Source organism: Amycolatopsis sp. FU40 (assembly GCF_021903635.1).
GTDB lineage: Bacteria > Actinomycetota > Actinomycetes > Mycobacteriales > Pseudonocardiaceae > Amycolatopsis > Amycolatopsis dendrobii.
On sequence record NZ_CP091381.1, the window covers coordinates 3,592,118 to 3,613,046 of the forward strand.

Below are 20,929 nucleotides of genomic sequence, written 5' to 3' on the forward strand. Positions count from 1 at the left end.
CTCGGCCGATGCCGGTTCGTCCATCAGCCCTCGGTTCCGCCGTCCTCGGCGTTCGCCCGCAATCGCTGGACCAGCACGGAGTCCTCGCCGCGCTGGTCGAAGTCGGCGAGCAGCACGGCGACCGCCTCGCGGACGAGCCTGCCGCGGTCGACGACCAGCTCGTGCTTGGCCCGCAGGTTCAGCCGGGCCTGCTCCATCGCGAGCAGTTCCTCGCCGGAGACGTACACGGTGATCTTCGCGTCGTGCTTGGTGCGCCCGGACCCGCTGCGCGCCGCGTTGCGGGCCAGCTGGTCGGCCTCCGCGCCGCCGCCGGGCTTGCGGGGAGGAGCCACCGGTTCCGCGGGAGCGGGCACGGCGGGTCGTTCGAGCGCGGGGGCGGCCGGACTGGAGGTGAGGCGGAAAAGCTCCGACGCTCCGGGCAGGGAAGCGCGCCTGCTCACCGAGCGATCACCTCGCGGGCCAGCGCGCGGTAAGCCGCGGCGCCGGCGGACTTGGGGGCCCAGGTCGTGATGGGCTCGCCCGCGACCGTCGTCTCGGGGAACCGCACGGTGCGGTTGATCACCGTGTCGAACACGGTGTCGCCGAATGCCTCGACCACGCGAGCCATGACCTCCTTCGAGTGCAGGGTTCTCGGGTCGTACATCGTGGCGAGAATCCCCGTGATGTCCAGTTTGGGGTTGAGGCGTTCCTGCACCTTCTCGATCGTGTCGATCAGGAGCGCGACGCCTCGCAGACTGAAGAACTCGCACTCCAGGGGGATGATCACACCGTCCGCGGCGGTCAATGCGTTCACCGTCAACAGGCCGAGCGAGGGCTGGCAGTCGACAAGAACATAGTCGTAGTCGTTCATCACCGGACGAAGGACCCGTAACAACGTGTGCTCGCGCCCTACCTCTGCGACGAGCTGGACCTCCGCCGCGGACAGGTCGATGTTGCTCGGCAGCAGGTCAACGCCGTCGACGCGGGTTTTGCGGAGCACGTCCTCGATCTGCACCGAGCGCTCCATGATGACGTTGTAGACCGTCTGGTCCAGTTCGTGCGGCTGGATGCCCAGCCCGACCGACAGCGCGCCCTGCGGGTCGAAGTCGACCAGCAGCACCCGGCGGCCGCATTCGGCGAGCGCGGCGCCGAGGTTGATCGTGGACGTGGTCTTGCCGACCCCGCCCTTCTGGTTGCACATGGCGAGCACCTTCGCCGGGCCGTGCCGCTCCAGCGGCGGCGGCTCGGGGATCTCGCGCAGCGGGCGCCCGGTGGGCCCGATCCCGCTCTCCGCGCGCTCCTTCGCCCGCATCCGGGCGCGTTCCGCGCGGGTCAGCGGCCGTTCCGGCTCGTCGCCCTCGTGGTCCGCCGGGGTGGCGATCCGCGCGTGCTCGAGGTTCGCCGCGGCCGAACCGGAAGACCCGGCGGACCCGGACGGCCCTGCTGGCGCGGCGGGCCCGGGCGACGCTGCCGGGTCCTCCGGCTGGTTCGGGGTCGGTGTCGACATGGCGCGAAAGCTCCTTGTTCGGCGGGGTCTGGCGCAGCCTATGCGGATTTCCGGAGCACCGGCAAAGCGCCGCGCCGGGCCGCACGGGCCGAGTCACCGCAGCGTGGGAAGGCTCTAGGACGCGTTGAGCGTTCAGCCGAGCGCGCGCGGATGCGCGGTGGCGTAGACCTCTCGCAGCGTCGTGACCGTGACGAGCGTGTACACCTGGGTCGTGGTCACCGAAGCGTGGCCGAGCAGTTCCTGCACCACCCGGACGTCCGCGCCGCCCTCGAGCAGGTGGGTCGCGAACGAGTGGCGCAGGGTGTGCGGCGACACCGCCGCGGTGATCCCGGCCCGCTCGGCGGTGTCCTTGAGCACCTGCCACGCGCTTTGCCGGGAGAGCCGGCTGCCGCGGGCGTTGAGGAAGATCGCCGAGGTGCCCCGGCCGTTCGCGGCGAGCGCGGGGCGGGCGCGAACCAGGTACGCGTCGAGCGCTTCCAGCGCGGGACGGCCGATCGGCACCAGGCGTTGCTTGCCGCCCTTGCCGTCGAGCAGGACTGTGCGCTCGGTGTCGTCCACATCGTCCACGTCGAGCCCAACCGCCTCGGAAATCCGGGCTCCGGTCGAGTAGAGCAGTTCCAGCAGCGCACGGTCGCGCAGGGCGCGTTCGCCGTCCGGCGGCGGAGTGTCGAGCAGCTTGAGGACGTCCCCGACCGGCAGGGCCTTGGGCAGCCGTTTCGCCGCGGCAGGCGGACGGACGTCGCGCGCCGGGTCGTGTTCGGTGAGCCCGTCCGCGTGCGCGAACTTGTGCAGCCCGCGCACCGCGACCAGCGCCCGCGCGGCCGACGACGCCGCCAGCGGCTGGTGTTCTTCGTCGCCCTCGCGCAGCGCGGCGCCGAACGAGGTGACGTGCGCGGGCGTGACCTCGGCCAGCCGCACGATCCCCGCCGCTTCCAGATGCGCGGCGTAGCGGCGGAGATCGCGGGAGTAGCTGTCGAGGGTGTTGCGGGCAGTGCCGCGCTCGACGACGAGGTGGTCGAGGTACGTGGCTATCGCGCCTCGCACCTCGACACCCGCATCATTCACGCCGCCACTCTAGGACGGCGCCCCGACAGAACCGGGAAATTCAGCCCTCGGCCAGTCGGAGCGCGAACCGCGACGGCCGGTCCTGCCACGGCGCGTCGGCCGGGCGCGTCTCCGCCGCCCCGGTCACGACCGCGTGCGCGGACAGCACGCCCGAGACGGTCGCCCCGTTGACCAGCTCGCCGGAAAGGGCCATCCGGACCGCCTCGGCGAGCGGGAACTTCCGCACCACCAGGTCGGCCTCCTCCTCGCCGAGCACGTCACGGTCCACTTCGGACAGATCGCGCGCGAGGAACACGCGCACCACCTCGTCGGTGAACCCGGGCGAGGCCGCGACGTCCACCAGCGTCTCCCAGCTCGCCGCCGCCAGCCCGGCCTCCTCGGCCAGCTCGCGCCGGGCCGCGTCGACCGGGTCCTCCCCCGGCTTGTCGATCAGCCCGGCGGGCAGCTCCCACAGCCTGCGCCCGAGCGGATGCCGGTACTGGTGGACGAGCGTGACGTTGTCCTCGCCGTCCAGCGCCGCGATCACCACCGCGCCGAGGTGCTCGACCACCTCGCGTTTGGCGGTCTCCCCGCCGGGCATCACGACGTCGTCGACCCGGAGGCCGACGACGCGTCCCACGTGGACGACCGTGCTGCCGGCGACGGAGAACTCGTGCGTGCCGGGCGCGCTCACCGAGCCGCCACAGGCGTTTCGGGAAGCTCGACCGGGAGCCGCTCGGCGACCTTGCGGTCCACGACCGCCTTCACGAACGCGCTGAACAGCGGGTGCGGCCGGGTCGGGCGGCTCTTCAGCTCGGGGTGCGCCTGGGTGCCCACGAAGAACGGGTGCACGTCCGCGGGCAGTTCGACGAACTCGACGAGCCGGTCGTCCGGCGAGGTGCCGGAGAACACCAGTCCCGCGTCGCCGATCTGCTTGCGGTAGGCGTTGTTCACCTCGTAGCGGTGCCGGTGGCGCTCGGACACCTCGGTGGTCCCGTACGCCTTGGCGACCTGCGAACCCGCCTTGAGCTTCGCCGGGTACGCGCCGAGCCGCATCGTGCCGCCCATGTCCCGCTCGCCCGCGACGACGTCGCGCTGGTCGGCCATGGTCGAGATCACCGGGTGCTTGGTGTTGTCGTCGAACTCGGCCGAGTTCGCGTCCTCGATGCCCGCCAGGTTCCGCGCGCTTTCGATGACCATGCACTGCAGGCCGAGGCACAGCCCGAGCAGCGGGACGCCGTGCGTGCGCGCGTAGTGGATCGCGCCGACCTTGCCCTCGATGCCGCGGATGCCGAACCCGCCCGGGATCAGCACACCGTCCACATCGGACAGCACGGACGCCGCGCCGGATTCGGTCTGCGCGTCGTCCGAGGCGACCCAGACGATCTCGACCTTGGCGCGGTGCGCGAACCCGCCCGCGCGCAGCGCCTCGGTGACCGAGAGGTACGCGTCCGGCAGGTCGATGTACTTGCCCACCACCGCGACCCGGACGATCTCGCTCGGGTTGTGCACGCGGTCGAGCAGGTCGCCCCACACCGTCCAGTCGACGTCCCGGAACGGCAGGCCGAGCCGGCGCACCACGTACGCGTCGAGCGCCTCGCCGTGCAGCACCTTCGGGATGTCGTAGATCGAGCGCGCGTCCGGGCAGGCGATGACCGCCTCGGTGTCGACGTCGCACATCAGGCCGATCTTGCGCTTGAGGTCGTCCGGGATCTCCCGGTCCGCGCGGCACACCAGCGCGTCCGGCTGGATGCCGATGTTGCGCAGCGCGGCGACCGAGTGCTGGGTCGGCTTGGTCTTGAGCTCGCCCGAGGGGGCGAGGTAGGGCACCAGCGACACGTGCAGGAAGAAGCAGTTCTCCCGGCCGACGTCGTGGCGCACCTGGCGGCACGCCTCGAGGAACGGCAGCGACTCGATGTCGCCGACCGTGCCGCCAACCTCGGTGATCACCACGTCCGGCGCGACGCCGTTCTCGTCCGGCCCGGCCGCGGCGGTGATCCGCGCCTTGATCTCGTCGGTGATGTGCGGGATCACCTGGACGGTGTCGCCGAGGTACTCGCCGCGGCGTTCCTTGGCGATCACCTCCGAGTACACCTGTCCGGTGGTGACGTTCGCCTTGCCGTCGAGAGAGCGGTCGAGGAAGCGCTCGTAGTGCCCGATGTCGAGATCGGTCTCGGCGCCGTCGTCGGTGACGAACACCTCGCCGTGCTGGAACGGGTTCATCGTCCCGGGGTCGACATTGAGGTACGGGTCGAGCTTCTGCATCGTGACGCGAAGTCCGCGCGAAGTGAGCAGCTGTCCGAGGCTGGACGCCGTCAGACCCTTACCCAGAGAGGAGGCAACGCCTCCGGTGACAAAGACATACTTGGTAGCCCGCGACTGAAGTCCCACGGGCCGCCAGCATATCCCACTCGCCGCGATCCGCTCGCCGACGCCTCTTCCCGGCGCGGCGGAATCGGTTCACCCGCCCCGCGCTAGGCTGCGCGGCGTGACGAACATCCGCGATGACCACTGGACCGCCCCGGTCGCGGGCGCCTCGCTGGACGCCGCGGTGCGCGTCCCCGGATCGAAGTCGATCACCAACCGGGCCTACGTGCTCGCCGCGCTCGCGAGCGCCCCCACGCGGGTGCGCTATCCGCTGGATTCGCGCGACACCCGGCTTATGCTGGCCGCGCTCGCCTCGCTGGGCGCGCTTTCGGAAGAGACCATCGACGGCTTCCTCGTCCATCCGCTGGGCACCATCGGCGGCCGCGGCGACGAAACCACCGTCACGCTCGGCAACGCCGGCACTGTCGCCCGTTTCACGCCCGCGCTCGCCACTTTGGGCGACGCGTCGGTGCAGTTCGACGGCGACGAGGCGATCCGCCGCCGCCCGATCGGCCCGCTGCTGGCCGCGCTGCGCAAGCTCGGCGCGCGGATCGACGACGGCGGACGCGGCGCGCCGCCGTTCACCGTGCACGGCACCGGCGGGCTGCGCGGCGGCCGGGTGGACCTCGATTCGTCGGCCTCCAGCCAGTTCCTGTCCGCGCTGCTGCTCGCCGGCCCGGCGTTCGAGCAGGGCGTGACCGTGCGGCTGGTGGGCGGAGCCCCGCCGAGCGAACCGCACATCGCGATGACGCTGGACATGCTGCGCCGGTTCGGGGCCACGGTGGAGCGTTCCGGCACGGAATTCCGCGTGGAGCCGGCGAAACTGTCGTGCCCCGAGTACGTCGTGGAGCCGGATCTGTCCACCGCGGCCCCGTTCGTGGCCGCCGCGGTCGTCGGCGGCGGGACGGTCCGGGTGCACGGCTGGCCGAAGCAGACCACGCAGCCGGGCGACTGGCTGCGCGGCCTGGTGACCGAACTGGGCGCGAAAGCGGAACTGGACGACGACGGCCTGGTCGTCACCGGCGGCGGCGCGTTCCCCGGCATCGACCTCGATCTGCACGAGGTCGGCGAACTGACCCCGGTCATCGCGGCGATGCTGTGCTTCGCCGAGAGCCCGTCGAGCATCACCGGAGTCGCGCACCTGCGCGGCCACGAGACCGACCGGCTCACCGCGCTGGCGGCCGAACTGTCCGGCCTGGGCGCGGGCGTCAACGAACTCGAGGACGGGCTGGAAATCACTCCCGCCCCGATGCACGGCGGTGTTTTCCGCACTTACGAGGACCACCGGCTGGTGATGGCCGCCGCGGTGCTCGGCCTGCGCGTGCCCGGCGTGCTGGTCGAGAACCCGGAAACGGTCGGCAAGACGTTCCCGAAGTTCGTCGAGACGTGGAGCGACGCCGTCAGCTGAGCAACCGGCGGATCTCCTCTGCCACCACCTCGGGTTCGGTGACCGGCGCCAGATGTCCGGACTTCTCCGCGATCCGGTGCCGTCCCCCGGACGAAACCCGTTGCGCGTGCGCGGCATTCGCCTCCGCGCGCATCGCGGCGTTCATCCCGTCCCCTGCGCGGCCGCCGGACACCACAGTCACCGACCAGTCGCCTGACGGCGGCGGGTTCTTGCGCCAAGCTTCCAGTTCGTCGAGGAAGGTCCGCGCCTGCTCGGTCTGGGTGCGCAACACCTGCGGCGTAAAGCCTTCCCGCACCAGATCGCGCCGGACGTCCCCGGGAGCGGCACGCACCATGGGCCGGTACAAGAACTTCAGCAATCCGGCCGCCGCGAGGATCCGGCCCGTGCGCAGCAGTTTCCGTTCGATGCCGCGGAACCGGGGCGAGAACAGCACCTCCGCGGCCTCGTCGGCCGGATCGACCAGGACCAGCCCGGAGACTTGAGCGGACGTCCGGGACGCGGCGAGCCGCACGATCGGGCCCCCGGCACTGTGCCCGACGAGCACGTACGGCCCCGGCCCGAAATGGCTCAGCACGTCGACGAGATCGCCTGCCATCCGGTCCAGCGTGCGCCCGGACGGATCCGGCGCGCTGCGGCCGAGCCCGGACCGGTCGTACACCACCGCCCGCGCGAACTCGCCGACCAGCGGCTGCACGAGCCCCCACGACGACCGGCTCGCCGCCGCCCCCGCCTCGAACACGACCGTCGGCCCGGAGCCGGGCCCGGGCAGCACCATCGCGTACAGCCGTCGTCCGTCCCTTGTGGACACCCACTCCGGCTCGCCCTGCACGTGCGCCACCGGCGACCCCCTCCGCTCGAAGTTAGGGTCACCTTACTCACGACGACCCGGCCGCGCTCAGGTCCGCGTCGGCCGGGGCTCAGCCCGCTGGGCGCTCGTCCCGGTCGTCGTCCCCGAACAGGTCGCGCAGCGTCACCGCGCGGTTGACCCGGACGTGCTCGGCGGCGTACTCGCGCGCCCGCTCCACGTCGCCGGAGCCGATGGCCTCCACCAGGCGGCGGTGCTCGTCCAGCAGCGCGCCCCAGTGCTCGTTCTGGCTGGTCAGCCACCGCAGCTGACCCTCGAGCGGATGCAGCATCGTGGTGAGCAGCCGGTTGCCCGCGATGGCGATGATCTCGTCGTGCAGCCTGCTGTTGGCCTCCGAAATCCGCGCGCCGTCACCACCCTGGGTCACCCGCGCGGATTCGGCGAGCAGCCGCTCCAGCCGCCGCATCTCCGGCTTCCCCGCCCGTTCCGCCGCGCGCGCGGCGGCGAGGCTCTCCAGCGCCTCCCGGACGTCGAAGAGCTCCTCGACATCCACCCGCGCCAACTGCCGCACCACCACCCGACGGGGCGTGGGCACGACCACGAACCCCTCGGATTCCAGGCTGCGGATCGCCTCGCGCACCGGCACCCGCGAAACCCCGAGATCCTCGGCCAATTCGCGTTCGACCAGCCGGTCCCCCGGCTTCAGCCGCCCGGTCAGGATCCGCTCCCGCAGTTCGTCGAGCACCCGGGCACGCGTCGCCGCGAGCGGCTGCCGCTGCTGCGTGACGCCCACCTGAACCCCTCTCCCCGATACCGGACATCGCCGAGCTTATCGGGAAGAGGGTTGACGCAGCAGCCGCGCGGGGCGATATTTGGGATCCCAAGTTTGGGATCCCAAAGCTGCCGGCACGTAGCCCGGAGGTCTGCAATGACGCACGCCCCGTCCACCGAAACCAGCGCGACCAGCACCACCGAACCCGACCCCCGGCTGTGGAACGAGGACCTCGCGCCCGCCAAGGAACGGCGCTGGAAGGTCTACGACATCTTCGCGCTCTGGATGTCGGACGTGCACAACCTCGGCAACTACACCTTCGCCGCCGGCCTGTTCGTGCTCGGCCTCTCGGCCTGGCAGGTGTTCACCGCGCTGCTGTTCGGGTTCGTGATCATCTTCTTCGGGATGAACCTGATGGGCCGGATCGGGCAGCGCACCGGCGTCCCGTTCCCGGTGGTCGCGCGGATCAGCTTCGGCACGTTCGGCGCGAACCTGCCCGCGCTGATCCGCGCCGTGATCGCGATCTTCTGGTACGGCATCCAGACCTATCTCGCGAGCGTCGCGATCACCCTGCTCGTGCTGGCGATCGACCCCGGCCTGAAACCGTTGACCGAGCACAGTTTCCTCGGCCTGCACGCGCTCGGCTGGATCTGCTTCGTGGCGCTGTGGCTGGTGCAGGCCCTCGTGCTGACCCGCGGCATGGAGGCGGTGCGGAAGTTCCAGGACTGGTGCGGCCCGCTGATCTGGATCGTGATGATCGCGCTCGCGGTCTGGATCCTCGCCGCGAGCCACTGGCACATCTCGTTCACCAGCAGCCCGCGCCGCCTGTCCGGCGGCGAGCAGGTGCGGCAGTGGTTCGGCGCGGCCGGGCTGATCCTGTCCACCTACGGCACGCTGATGCTCAACTTCTGCGATTTCTCCCGCAACGCCCCGGACCAGAAAACGGTGCGGCGCGGCAACTTCTGGGGTCTCCCGGTGAACTCGACGGCCTTCGCGCTGCTGTCGGTGATCGTCACCGCGGGCAGCCTGCAAGTGTTCGGCGAGGCGATCACCGACCCGGCCGAACTGCTCGCCCGCGTGCACAACACCCCGGTGCTGATCATCGGCGCGCTGACCTTCGCCGTCGCCACCATGGGCGTCAACATCGTCGCGAACTTCGTCTCCCCCGCCTACGACCTCGCCAACATCTGGCCCAAGCGGATCTCGTTCACCGTCGGCGGGATGATCAGCGCCGTCGCCGCGTTGTGCGTGCTGCCGTGGAAGCTGTACTCGTCGCCGGTGGTGGTCAACTACTTCCTCGGCGGGCTCGGCGCGTTCCTCGGGCCGCTGTTCGGGATCATGATCGTCGACTACTACCTGATCCGCCGCGGCAAGGTCGACGTCGAGCAGCTGTTCGTGCGGGACGGCAAGTACCCCAAGGTGAATCCGCGCGCGATGGCCGCGTTCTTCCCGTGCGCCGTGCTGTCCGCGGTGATCGCGCTGGTGCCGTTCTTCGCGCCGGCCGCGCCGTACTCCTGGTTCCTCGGCACCGCCGGCGCCGGGGTGCTCTACTACGCCGTTTCGTACCGCCAGCGGAGGGCTTGATGCGGATCCTCGTCACCAACTGCAACACCACCGAGGCCATGACGAAGGAGATCGAGACCGGGGCGCGGGCGGCGGCCAGTCCCGGCACCGAGATCGTCGCGCTGACGCCGAAGTGGGGCCCGGAATCGGCGGAGGGCTGGCTGGACAGCTTCCTGTCCGCCGCGGCGGTGCTGGACCTGTTGCGCACCACCGGGGAAACGTTCGACGCGGTCGTCCTCGCCGGTTTCGGCGAGCACGGCCGCGAGGGCGCGCGGGAACTGCTGGACGTGCCGGTGGTCGACATCACCGAGGCCGCGGCGCATCTCGCCGGGCTGCTCGGCCGCCGGTACGGCGTGGTGACGACGCTGGACCGCACGTGCGGGCTGATCGAGGACAGCCTGCACTCGGCCGGAGTCGACCGGAACTGCGTCGCGGTCGTCGGCACCGGGCTCAGCGTACTGGAGCTGCGCGACGAGGAACGAACGGAATCGGCCCTGCTCACCGCGGGATTGCGGGCGCGCGACGCCGGAGCCGAGGTGCTCGTGCTCGGCTGCGCCGGGATGACCGGGCTGGACCGCACGATGTCGGCGATGCTCGACGTTCCGGTGATCGACGGGGTCGCCGCCGCGGTCCGGCTCGCGGAATCCCTGGTGGCGCTGGGATTGCGCACCAGCCGGGCCGGGTCCTACGCGCGTCCGCTCGACAAGCACCGCACCTGGCCCGGCGGGTGACCCTTCAGACCGAGGCCCGCACCGGCACCCGGGCGCGTCCGGTCAGCGCCTTGCTCCACGGCAGCCGCCGCAGCACCTCGACGATCGCGAAGGTCAGCGCCACCGTCGCCGGGTACGCCACCAGCGTCGTCCACGGCGCGCCGTAGCGGTCGCCGACGAAGACGAACAGCGGGTCCAGCACCGCGATCGCGATCGGATGGGTCAGGAATACCGCGAACGACCGGTTCACCGCCCAGGACACGAACCTTCCGCCGCGCTGCCTGCTCTCCGCCCAGCGCGCGCCCGCGAGGTAGATCCCGGCGATCACCGCGACGAACCACGGGATCAGGTACGGGCGGAAGGCGTCCGACGCCATCTCCGGCCACTCTCCGAAGTGGACACTCACGAAGTAGCCGGTCTCGGCGATCGCGAGCCCGCCTGCCATCGCGAGCAGCACCCAGCGCGCGTGCGTGCGCAGCCAGGCGTGCACCGCCTCGAAGTGCAGCGCCGCCGCGGCGCCGAGCAGCATGTAGAACTGGTACACGAGGAAAGTCGCGAAGAACTTGCTGACGAAGCCGTAGCCGAGCGCGGCGGGCGGGTAGCTCATGAAGATCGCGACCGCGACCTGGACCGCGCCGGACACCGCCAGCACCGTCCACGGACGGCGGCGGATCAGGTCGAACATCTTGGCCAGCAGCGGGAACAGCAGGTACACCTGCAGCGTCACCAGCATGAAATACATGTGGTACCAGGCGTTCCCGGTCAGCAGGTCCAGCCCGAGCGTGCGCAGCTGCGCGCCGATCGACCCGAACGGCTGGTCCGAGGTGATCAGCGAATAGACCCGGTAGATGACCGTCCAGGTCACGTACGGGACCGCGACCAGAGGGAACCGCCTGCGCCAGAACTTGCCGGTCGCCACCGGCCGGTCCCGGTAGCCGAACACGAGCACGAACGCGGTCAGCGCGAAGAACGCCTCGCGGGTCAGGTGCAGCGGGGTCTGGAACGCGTCGGCGACGACGTCCTGCGGGAACGTCGTGGAGCCGATCACGTGGATGAGGATGACCAGGGCGAACGTCACGACGCGGTACAAATCGAGCTGCCGCAGGTGCGTCGGCTTGGCGGGCGCCGGCTCGTCCGCACGGACGAGCGGGATCTCGGTAGTGGTCATCGTTCGGCCGTGCTCCCGGGGTCGTTGGCGCTCATGGTGCCAGGCTCTCGTGCGCAGCTGTGAGCCACCCATGATCTTCCTGAGACTCGCCTGATGCCGCACGGGACGGGTGTCGGGTCAACCACACCCGTACGGGTGAACCGGCGCCGCCCCGCGGCACCGGACCACTCGCCCCGCTTGGAACAGGCCGTTCGTCGGGCCTTTCCGGACACTTCACCACAAAACGCCCAGGCTCGGAAATTGGTCTAGTCCACAGTATTGACTCCGGCTGTGCCCTGGTTCACATTCGACTACGGGCCGGCCCCCGCTCCTGCAGTGATCACCCGATGTCCGACGTTCGCCGCGCATTCCGGTGCGGCGAGCGGACTTCGCTTGTGCGAGGGAGAATCCTTATGCCCCACCGGACCTTGAGACCGCTGGCCGTGGCCTGCGCCGCCCTGGCCGCCGTGGTCGTGGCCGGTCTCACCATCCTGGCCCGGCCCGCCCCGGCCACGGCGACGCCCGCGCCCTCCTCGGGAGGCCTGCGCATCGCCTACTTCGACCAATGGAGCATCTACCAGAACGCCTACTACCTCAAGAACGTCGACAAGATCGCCGACAACATCGACTACCTGCTCTACGACTTCGAGAACATCGACCCGACCAACCTCACCTGCTTCGAGACGACCAAGGCGACCACCCCCGACCCGGGCGGCGAGGACGACCCGAACGCGGGCGACGGCGCGGGCGACCAGTTCGCCGACTACCAGAAGTCGTTCGGCTCGGACATCAGCGTCGACGGCACCGCCGACACCTACAACATGCCGATCGTCGGCAACTTCCACCAGCTGCAGGAACTCAAGGCGCGGCACCCGAACCTGAAGGTGCTGCTGTCGCTCGGCGGCTGGACCTACTCGAAGTACTTCTCCGACGCCGCGGCCACGGACGCCTCCCGCAAGAAGTTCGTGAGCTCCTGCATCGACATGTTCATCAAGGGCAACATCCCGAACGCGGGCGGCTTCGGCGGCCCCGGCACCGCCGCGAACATCTTCGACGGGTTCGACATCGACTGGGAGTACCCGGCGCACCCCGGCGGACACACGGGCAACCACTACAGCCCCAACGACACCCAGAACTTCACCTCGCTGCTCGCCGAGTTCCGCGGCCAGCTGGACGCGCTGGGCAAGCACTACGCGCTTTCGGCCGCCCTGCCCGGCGGCCAGGACAAGATCGCGAAGATCCAGACCGACAAGATCCACCAGTACATGGACTTCGCCGACCCGATGACCTACGACATGCACGGCGCGTGGGACAAGACCGGTCCGACGAACTTCCAGGACCCGCTCTACCCGTCGCCGAACGACCCGTCCACGCCCATTCCGCCGGGCACCGAGAAGTACACCATCGACCAGGTGATGAAGGCGTACACGCAAGGCGATCCGGCGTACGGCATCCCCGGCGGGTTCCCGGCGTCGAAGCTGACCCTGGGCATCCCGTTCTACTACCGGGGCTGGACCGGCGTTCCGGCGGGCTCGAACCACGGGCTCTACCAGACCGCCACCGGTCCGTCCGCTCCGCATCCGCTGAGCGGCAACGTGCCCGGCGTCGCGATGTACAAGGAACTCTCCGGCGTGGTCGACAACCCGGCCACCACGTTCTGGGACCCGACAACGCAATCCGCGTGGTTCTACGACGGGACGAGCTTCTACGGCGGTTCGTCTAAGCAGTCGATCAAGGCGCGCACCGACTACATCCATTGCAACGGCCTCGGCGGCGCGATGATGTTCTCGCTCTACGACCTCGACCCCGATTCGACGCTGTTCCACGCGGTCGTGGACGGGCTCGCCGCGCCGACGGAGGGCTGCTCCGGCCCGCCGCCGACCACCCCGACGACGCCCACCACGCCCACTACGCCGACGACCCCCACGACCCCGACCACTCCGACGACCCCGACCACGCCCACCACTCCGACCACTCCGACGACTCCGCCGGGCGGCCAGTGCACGGCGGCGGCCTGGGATTCGGGCAAGGTCTACAACGGCGGCGCGGTCGTGTCGTACAACAACCACACCTGGACGGCGAAGTGGTGGACGCAGGGCGAGCAGCCCGGCACCTCGGACGTCTGGACGGACAACGGAGCCTGCTCCGGCGGCGGCGGTCCGACGACCGCGTGCCCGGCGGCGTGGAACACCTCCCAGTCCTACAACGCGGGCGCGGTCGTGTCCTACAACGGCCATCGCTGGTCCGCCAAGTGGTGGACGCGCGGCGAAACGCCCGGCAGCGCGTCGGTCTGGGCCGACAACGGCACCTGCTGACCCCGCGGCAGGCGCATGAATAACGGCGGCGGCACCGGATTCTCCACCCCGAGGGGAACCGGTGCCGCCGCCGCATCGCCTTTCGACGACTCAGCGCGGCACTGGATTCCCGCTAAGGGGACCAGCCGCGCAGTCCGCACAAGCCAGCGGCGGCACCGGGTTTCCTCGCTCTCGCGGGAAACCTGCCGCCGCACAGCCCGCACACAAGTCAGCGGCGGCCCCCGATTCCCCCACCCTCGAAGGGAATCCGGCGCCGCCGCCGACTGTTGTGCGGGAGGCGGAAAGTCTCTCGTTCAGTTCCCCGAAGCGGCCACGCCCGGCGCGATCGCCTGCGCGTTGCCCGCGATGCCGTACCGCCCCGAACCGCCGTTGAGCTGCTCCTGCAACGCCAGAATGGTCGCGACCCGGCCCGCCGCCGAGTCCGCGTTGTCCACAGTGGACAGAATCGACGTGGCCGAGGTGTCCGCGCGCACCACCCCGATCGGGCCGGAGCCGCCTGCCGAACCCGGGTCCCCGGCGAGCACCGTGCCCGCGCCGGAGCGGTCCATCTGCGCGGCGAACCGCGCGATCGTCGCGGCCCGGTCCCCCGCGCCGTCGCCGGTCTGCTGTGCTCCGGTCAGCACGATCGCCAGCTGCGCGGGCTGCACGCCCTGGCTCGGCTTCACGAAACCGCCGTCGGTCAGCCCGCCGAGCGCGGCGGCGAGTTCGTCGCCGCTCGACTGCGGTTTCGCACTCGCCTTGTCCAGCAGCAGCGTCGAACCGAGCAGCGCGCCGGCGAGCGTGCCGGAGTCGCCCGCGGTCGGGAACTTCGCCCCGGCGGGCTGCAGCCGCGTGACGACGTCGCGCAACTGGTCGGCCTTCGCCGGGTCGGTGAACGCGTTGGTCAGCTGCAGTTCGCCGGTCACCGAGGCGCCGGCCTGGCCGACGAGCTTCTTGAGCGCGTCGCGGTCGGCCGGGCGCGCGTCCTGCGTGGTGACGATGACGACGCTGCGCTTGTCGAGCGCGCCCGCGACGACCTTCGGTCCCATCGTCCCGGCGAACGCGTCCGCGTCGGACAGCCGCGCGTTGAGCGAGTTGCGCTGCGCTTCGAGATCGGCGACCTGCGTGCCGAGGTCTTTCTTCTGGTCCGCGAGCCCGGACAGCAGCGAACCGTTGAGCGCGGTCGAGCCCAGCACCACGCCGACGGCCAGCGCCAGGAAGCACGCGGTGATGGAAACGATGTGGTACCGCAGGGAAATCACGTGAAGAGACCCTTCACCCAGGCGACGAACGTGGACCAGGTGTGCTGGATCCACTCGAGATAGACGGAGCCGACGTCGGAGACCAGCAGCGCGGCGATGACGACGACGATGGCGGCGAGGACGAGCAGCGCGACCGCGCCGAGCGACACCCTCGCCCGGTGCAGCGTCGCGACGGCCTTGCCGTCGACCAGCTTCGTGCCGAGCTTGAGCCGCGTGAGGAACGTGGACGGGTTCGACCCGGACCGGCCGTGGTCGAGGAATTCCCGCAGCGTGGCCTGGAATCCGACGGTGACCACCAGGCTCGCGCCGTGCGCGTCGGCCAGCAGCAGGGCGAGGTCCTCGGCGTTGCCCGACGCGGGGAAGGTGACCGCGCCGATGCCCAGATCCTGGATCCGCTCGACGCCCGGCGCGTGCCCGTCCGGCTGCGCGGGGACGACGACCTCGCCGCCGCTGCGCAGCGTCGCGGTGCCGATCCCGGTCGGGTCGCCGACCATGACGTCCGGCTGGTAGCCCTGCGCGCGCAGGGTGTCCGCGCCGGCGTCGACGCCGATCAGCACCGGCCGGTGCTCGCCGATGTATTTCTTGAGCTTCTTGAGGTCCTCGGCGTGCCCGTTGCCCGCGGCGACGACCAGCACGTGCCGGTCGCGCACCGGGACCTTCAGCTCCGGCACGCCGACGCCGTCGAGGATCAGCGTCCGCTCGCGGCGCAGGAATTCGATCGTGTTGGCGGAGAAGGCTTCCAGCTGGGTCGACATCCCGGCCTTGGCCTCGATCATCTGGTCGGCGACGCTTTCGGGGGTCTGCTCGACCCCGGTCGCCAGCTGCCGCTCCCCCAGGTAGACCGCGCCCTCGTGCACGCGCAGCTTCGTGCCGTCCTTGACGCTGCGCAGCAGGTCCCCGCCGACCGAGTCGACCAGCGGGATGCCCGCCGCCACCAGGATTTCCGGGCCGAGGTTGGGGAACCGGCCGGAAATCGACGGGGACGCGTTGACCACCGCGGCGACCTCGGCGGCGACCAGCGCGTCGGCCGTGGCCCGGTCGAGGTCGAGCTGGTCCAGCACGACGATGTCGCCCGCGCTGACCCGGCGCAGCAGCTCCCGCGTGCGCCGGTCGACCCGCGCGACACCGATGACGCCGGGGAGGGCTTCTTGGTTCCGCGCGAGAAGACCAGTGAGCTTCATGTGGCTGATGGTGACAAATTTGTGCCAGGGTGCGGAGCCGACGCGCCGAAGCGGACATGACTCGTTGTGGTGAGCCATGTCGCGCGAGGTGCGGAGCCGGGGTTAACTGTGCGGTCCGCCCGCCTCGAAATCGAGGTTGGACCAGGGGCTCGCGGGATCGTTCAGCAACCGGTGGCGCACGCGCGCGGCCGAAACGTATTCCGGCCCGAATTCCTCGCCGTCGAGCGCGAGCAGCCTGCCCAGCACGTATCCGGTGGACAATTCCGCCCAGGAACCGTGGTAGCGCCGGGCGATCGCGCCCGCCTCCAGCACCATCAATTCCGCGGTGAGCGCGTCGCAGTACCCGACCGCCAGCCCCCAGCGCGCCAATTCGACCGCGCGGCCGACGTCCCAGCCGATGATGCTGTCCACCACGCCGTCCGGCTCGAGCAGGCCGTCCGCCCGGAACCGCTGTTCGTACCGGACGATCCGGCGCACCGCGTCGACGAGCGGCCCGGCCTGGTCCTCGGCGTCGTTGTCGGCACACCACTGCCGGACCAGTTCGACCCAGCCGTAGACGTCCAGCGCGAGCCCGGAGCGGGCGCGCAGCACGAGCACGAGGTTTCCGGTGGTGAGCTGGTAGGAATCGCCGAGCAGCCGGTCCATCGCGGCCCGCCAGCCCGCCGCGTCCGCGACGCCCCACCAGTCGCGCAGGCCGCGGACCTCGGCGACGTAGTCGTGGTACCGCGCGTCGAGGACGTTCCACGGTTCGGCCGACAGCACCGCCTGGTGCGCGCCGCACGCGAGCGCGCGCGCGACCGGACCGTCGAGAAGTCCGTACCGGGCCGTGTAAAGCCGTTCGACCTGCTGCTCCACCGCGGTGACCCGGTGCGGGTTCGCGTCGACCCAGGGCAGCACGGCCGCCGCGCGCACCCGCCATTCGCCGAGGGTGCCGCGGTTGAACACGACCTGTTCCTCTTCGCCGAGACCGTGCGTGGCCCAGTCGAGGTCGCCGCTGAGGAACACCACGTCCGCGCCGAAATCCGGCAGCGCGCCGCGGGTGAACACCTGCAGCGAGGGTTCGCCGCCGTGCGCGCAGCAGACTTTCGCGGGCGACCAGGTCCGGTCCTGCGCGAGCCGCTGCGCCTCGTCGCGGTGGATCGGCACGAAGAGCTCCTCGTCGCCGAGGAGTGCGAGGAAACGGTCGAGATCGTCCTCCCGCCGCGCGCGGGCGAGTTCGGCTTCGACGTCGGCCAGCGTGGCCCAGGTCATGGAATCCGCCTCAGCCCTTCTTCGCGCGCTTGCGCTTCGCGCCGGTGTTCTTCGCTTTGTCTTTCTCCGCCGTGGCAAGCAGTTCCTCGGCGTGCGCGCGGCCGGTCTCGGTGCTGTCCATGCCGGCGAGCATCCGCGCCAGCTCGCGCACCCGGTCGTCCTGGTCGAGCGTTTTCACGCCGCTGCGCGTGACGCCGCCGCTGGTTCCCTTGTCCACCACCAGATGCTGGTCGGCGAACGCGGCGACCTGCGGCAGATGCGTGACCACCAGGACCTGGTGGGTGCGCGCGAGCCGCGCCAGCCGCCGTCCGATCTCGACCGCGGCCCGGCCGCCGACCCCGGCGTCGACCTCGTCGAACACCAGCGTCTGAACCGTGTCCGCGTGCGCCAGCACAACCTCGATCGCCAGCATCACCCGCGACAGCTCACCGCCCGAAGCGGCTTTGTGCACCGGCAGCGGCGGCGCGCCGTTGTGCGCGCGCAGCAGCAGTTCCACTTCGTCGACGCCGTCCGGGCCCGCGTGCACCGCGTGTCCGTCGATCGCGAGCGCCTGCCTGTCACCGTGTTCGGCCGGCCGCTGTTCGACCGTGATCTCCAGCTCCGCCTGGCCCATCGCGAGACCGGACAGCTCCTTGGTGATCGCCGTGGCCAGTTCCGCGGCCGCCTTGCCGCGCGCGGCGGAAACCTCGGTGGCGTGCGCGACCAGCTGCACAGCCAACTCGTCGCGGCGCAACGCCAGCGCGGCCAAGGCCTCTTCGGACGTGTCCATCGATTCGAGCCGCCGGCGCGCGTCTTCGGCCCACGCCAGCACGCCGTCGACATCCGCGGCGTACTTGCGGGTGAGCCGTTTGAGATCGGCCTGCCGCGCGAGCACCTTCTCCAGCAGCGCCGGGTCGGCGTCCAGATTCTCGACGTAGCTGCCCAGCTCCGCGCCGACGTCGCTCAGCAGCGTGGAGGCCTCCTCCAGCCGCGGTACCAGGTCGCGCAGCACGGAGTCCTCCGCCGAAACCAGCCGCCGCACCGCCTCGCCGACCAGGCCGAGCGCGCCCGGGGCGTCCGGATCGCCGTCCTGCGCGCCGGAAACCGCCGCGTGCGCCTCGGTGGCCATCGCGCGCAGTTCGTCGACCGCGGCGAGCCGTTTGATCTGCTCGGTGAGCTCGACGTCCTCGCCCGGTTCGGGGGCGACCGCGTCGATCTCGTTCAGCCCGTGTTTCAGCAGGTCCGCCTGCTGCGCCATCTCGCGGGAACGGTTGGAGCGCTCGCTCAGCTCGGTGATCACGGCCAGCCATTCCTCGCGGACCTGGCGGTACGCGGCGAGCGGCCGCCCGACGTCCTCGCCGGCGAACCGGTCGATGACCGCGCGCTGCTCGGCGGGGCGCAGCAGCCGCAGCTGGTCGTTCTGCCCGTGCACGGCGATCACCTGCTCGGACAGGTCGGACAGCACCCCGACCGGCACCGACCGGCCGCCGAGGTGCGCGCGCGAGCGCCCGTCGGCGGCGACCGTGCGCAGGGCGATGACGCTGCCGTCCTCGTCGACATCGGCCCCCGCGTCGGTGACGATGCGGGCGGCCGCGTCGTCCTTGCCCACGGTGAACCGGCCCTCGACGAATGCCTTCAGCATCCCGTTCCGGACCTTCGACGCCTCGGCCCGTCCGCCCGAGAGCAGATGCAGCCCGGTGACGACCATGGTTTTGCCCGCACCCGTCTCACCGGTGACCACGGTGAAGCCCGCGTGCAGTTCCAACAGGGCTTCCTCGATGACTCCGAGGCCCTGGATGCGCATCTCGGCCAGCACGACGCATACGGTAGCGGCCCGCACCGACGTTCTGTGCGTCCGAGGTCCGCTAACTCTTCTTTTCGCTGGTCGAACACTTGTGCGGGCGCGTCGCGCTCAGCGGTCTCCCGAGCGCCGGTCGCGCCAGCTGCGCACCGGCAGCCCGAACTTGTACACCAGCCGGTCGGTGAACACGCCGTCCCACAGCCGCACCAGCCGGACCGGCCGCGTGCCGCACACGACGCGCACGAGCGCGCCCGGCGGCAGGTCGAACGACCGCAGCCCGTCGCAGGTCAGCGCCGCTTTCGGGCCCTTCGGGTCGATGCCGACGGTGATCACCGATTCGGGCGAGACGACCAGCGGGCGGGAGAACATCGCGTGCGCGTTGCTCGGCACCACGAGCAGCGCCTCGACGTCCGGCCACAGCACCGGGCCGCCCGCGGAGAAGGCGTACGCGGTCGAGCCGGTCGGCGTCGCGCACAGCACGCCGTCGCAGCCGAAAGACGACACCGGGCGGCCGTCGACCTCGATCAGCGCGTCGAGCACCCGCTCGCGGCTGAACTTCTCGACGCTGGCCTCGTTGAGCGCCCAGGTCCGGTAGATCTCGGCGCCGTCGGCGGTGACGGTGACGTCGACGGTCATCCGGTCTTCGACGTGGTACTCACGGTCGACCACGCGCTGGACGGCGTCGGCGAGCGCGTCCGAATCGGCCTCGGCGAGGAAGCCGACACGGCCGAGGTTGACGCCGAGAACCGGCACCTCGGCCGGGCGGGCGAGTTCCGCCGCGCGCAGCAGGGTCCCGTCGCCGCCGAGCACGAACACGAGTTCGGCCCCCTCGGCCGGATTGTGCTCGGGCGCGACAACGGTGCACGGCATGGCCATGCAGCCGTCCGGGTCGATCAGCTGGAGGACGTCCTCGTCGAGCACGCGCAGCCGGATCCCGGCCTTGGCAAACCGCTGGGACACCTCGCGGGCGGCCTCCCGGGTGGTGTCCCGGTCGGGGTGCACCACGAGGAGCACTTCACGTTCGGCGGTCACTGGGGTCCTTCCTGGACTGCGGCGCGCACGAGCCGTTCGGCGTTTTCGACGGCTTCGCTGCCCGCTTCTTCCGGCTCCGTTTTGCGGAGCCACACGAAGTATTCGACGTTCCCGGAGGGCCCGGGCAACGGGCTCGCGACGACCCCGCGCAGCGACAGGCCGAGCTTCGCGGCTTCGGCGAGCACGCCCAGCACGGATTCGGCGCGCAGTTCCGGATCGCGCACCACGCCGCCGCTGCCGAGCCGGTCCTTGCCGACCTCGAACTGCGGTTTGACCATCGGCAGCAGATCCGCGCCTTCGCGCGCGCACGCGGCGAGCGCGGGCAGCACGAGCTTGAGCGAGATGAAGGAAAGATCGCCGACGACGAGATCCACCTGGCCGCCGAGGACGTCCGGCGTCAGGTTGCGGACGTTCGTGCGGTCGAGGACCACGACGCGATCGTCGGTCTGCAGCTTCCAGTCGAGCAGCCCGCGCCCGACATCGGCGGCGATGACTTCGCCCGCCCCGTTTCGCAGCAGCACATCGGTGAACCCGCCGGTGGACGCGCCCGCGTCGAGACAGCGGCGGCCTTCGGCAGTCAGTCCTTCCGGACCGAAACGCTCAAGCGCGCCAAGGAGTTTGTGCGCGCCGCGCGACGCCCAGCCCGGGTCGTCCTCGTCCTTCACGACGATCGGCGCGTCGTTTTCCACGCCGGTGGCGGGTTTCGTGGCGACCATGCCGCGCACGGTGACCTTGCCGCCGGTGATGAGCGCGGAGGCTTGTTCGCGGGAGCGGGCGAGTCCGCGCCGCACGAGTTCCGCGTCGAGCCTGGCCCGTTTGGCCACGCC

18 protein-coding genes are annotated in these 20,929 nt (G+C 70.9%); 4 read left to right on the forward strand and 14 right to left on the reverse strand.

What is annotated here, in order from left to right; translation table 11 throughout:
- Positions 1-23: 23 nt before the first annotated feature.
- From L3Q65_RS17380 to L3Q65_RS17400, 5 genes are all read right to left on the reverse strand, one after another.
- Positions 24-440 carry a cobyrinic acid a,c-diamide synthase gene (locus tag L3Q65_RS17380; RefSeq protein ID WP_182896872.1) on the reverse strand — a complete coding sequence of 139 codons (417 nt, stop codon included), beginning with the start codon at positions 438-440 and terminating at the stop codon, positions 24-26.
- Entirely contained in the window at positions 437-1,486 is a 1,050-nt protein-coding gene (locus tag L3Q65_RS17385; RefSeq protein ID WP_182896871.1) for a ParA family protein, read from the reverse strand. Before L3Q65_RS17385 ends, L3Q65_RS17380 begins: the two co-directional genes overlap by 4 nt.
- A gap of 132 nt (positions 1,487-1,618) precedes the next feature.
- Complete coding sequence (gene xerD, locus L3Q65_RS17390) at positions 1,619-2,551, reverse strand: site-specific tyrosine recombinase XerD (protein ID WP_182896870.1); 933 nt, start codon at positions 2,549-2,551, stop codon at positions 1,619-1,621.
- A gap of 40 nt (positions 2,552-2,591) precedes the next feature.
- Positions 2,592-3,224 carry an NUDIX domain-containing protein gene (locus L3Q65_RS17395; protein ID WP_182896869.1) on the reverse strand — a complete coding sequence of 211 codons (633 nt, stop codon included), beginning with the start codon at positions 3,222-3,224 and terminating at the stop codon, positions 2,592-2,594.
- On the reverse strand, positions 3,221-4,921 hold the full coding sequence (locus L3Q65_RS17400; protein WP_182896868.1) for a CTP synthase: 1,701 nt from the start codon (positions 4,919-4,921) through the stop codon (positions 3,221-3,223). The genes L3Q65_RS17395 and L3Q65_RS17400 overlap by 4 nt, the downstream gene beginning before the upstream one ends.
- 97 nt (positions 4,922-5,018) lie before the next feature.
- Here L3Q65_RS17400 and aroA point away from each other — a divergent pair, with 97 nt between their 5' ends.
- On the forward strand, positions 5,019-6,305 hold the full coding sequence (gene aroA, locus L3Q65_RS17405; RefSeq protein ID WP_237600259.1) for a 3-phosphoshikimate 1-carboxyvinyltransferase: 1,287 nt from the start codon (positions 5,019-5,021) through the stop codon (positions 6,303-6,305).
- On the opposite strand, the gene L3Q65_RS17410 is transcribed toward aroA, so the two are convergent.
- Positions 6,298-7,143, reverse strand: coding sequence for an alpha/beta fold hydrolase (locus L3Q65_RS17410; protein WP_182896867.1), 846 nt, complete (start codon positions 7,141-7,143; stop codon positions 6,298-6,300). The genes aroA and L3Q65_RS17410 overlap by 8 nt on opposite strands.
- A 79-nt stretch (positions 7,144-7,222) precedes the next feature.
- Complete coding sequence (locus L3Q65_RS17415; RefSeq protein ID WP_237600260.1) at positions 7,223-7,903, reverse strand: GntR family transcriptional regulator; 681 nt, start codon at positions 7,901-7,903, stop codon at positions 7,223-7,225.
- A 135-nt stretch (positions 7,904-8,038) separates the two neighbouring features.
- Between L3Q65_RS17415 and L3Q65_RS17420 the strand changes: the two genes are divergently transcribed.
- Entirely contained in the window at positions 8,039-9,466 is a 1,428-nt protein-coding gene (locus L3Q65_RS17420; protein ID WP_237600261.1) for an NCS1 family nucleobase:cation symporter-1, read from the forward strand.
- A complete protein-coding gene (locus L3Q65_RS17425) occupies positions 9,466-10,176 on the forward strand; it encodes an aspartate/glutamate racemase family protein (protein WP_182896864.1) in 711 nt (236 codons plus the stop codon). The genes L3Q65_RS17420 and L3Q65_RS17425 overlap by 1 nt, the downstream gene beginning before the upstream one ends.
- A 4-nt stretch (positions 10,177-10,180) precedes the next feature.
- Here L3Q65_RS17425 and L3Q65_RS17430 read toward each other — a convergent pair whose 3' ends face one another.
- A complete protein-coding gene (locus L3Q65_RS17430; protein ID WP_237600262.1) occupies positions 10,181-11,323 on the reverse strand; it encodes an acyltransferase in 1,143 nt (380 codons plus the stop codon).
- Positions 11,324-11,715: 392 nt separating this feature from the next.
- Between L3Q65_RS17430 and L3Q65_RS17435 the strand changes: the two genes are divergently transcribed.
- Positions 11,716-13,617, forward strand: a complete 1,902-nt coding sequence (locus L3Q65_RS17435) for a glycosyl hydrolase family 18 protein (protein ID WP_182896862.1) — start codon at positions 11,716-11,718, stop codon at positions 13,615-13,617.
- Between the two features lie 293 nt (positions 13,618-13,910).
- Here L3Q65_RS17435 and L3Q65_RS17440 read toward each other — a convergent pair whose 3' ends face one another.
- From L3Q65_RS17440 to L3Q65_RS17465, 6 genes are all read right to left on the reverse strand, one after another.
- Positions 13,911-14,858 (reverse strand): copper transporter, encoded by a 948-nt coding sequence (locus L3Q65_RS17440; protein WP_182896861.1) that lies wholly within the window; start codon positions 14,856-14,858, stop codon positions 13,911-13,913.
- Positions 14,855-16,039: a putative cytokinetic ring protein SteA gene (gene steA / locus L3Q65_RS17445; protein WP_037815443.1), complete on the reverse strand. Its 1,185-nt coding sequence runs from the start codon at positions 16,037-16,039 to the stop codon at positions 14,855-14,857. Before steA ends, L3Q65_RS17440 begins: the two co-directional genes overlap by 4 nt.
- A gap of 102 nt (positions 16,040-16,141) precedes the next feature.
- Positions 16,142-17,290, reverse strand: a complete 1,149-nt coding sequence (locus L3Q65_RS17450; protein ID WP_237600263.1) for a DUF1266 domain-containing protein — start codon at positions 17,288-17,290, stop codon at positions 16,142-16,144.
- Positions 17,291-17,300: 10 nt separating this feature from the next.
- Positions 17,301-19,085: a DNA repair protein RecN gene (gene recN, locus L3Q65_RS17455; RefSeq protein ID WP_237600264.1), complete on the reverse strand. Its 1,785-nt coding sequence runs from the start codon at positions 19,083-19,085 to the stop codon at positions 17,301-17,303.
- A 96-nt stretch (positions 19,086-19,181) separates the two neighbouring features.
- Positions 19,182-20,102 (reverse strand): NAD kinase, encoded by a 921-nt coding sequence (locus L3Q65_RS17460; protein WP_182896857.1) that lies wholly within the window; start codon positions 20,100-20,102, stop codon positions 19,182-19,184.
- Complete coding sequence (locus L3Q65_RS17465) at positions 20,099-20,926, reverse strand: TlyA family RNA methyltransferase (RefSeq protein ID WP_304504565.1); 828 nt, start codon at positions 20,924-20,926, stop codon at positions 20,099-20,101. The genes L3Q65_RS17460 and L3Q65_RS17465 overlap by 4 nt, the downstream gene beginning before the upstream one ends.
- Positions 20,927-20,929 lie beyond the last annotated feature (3 nt).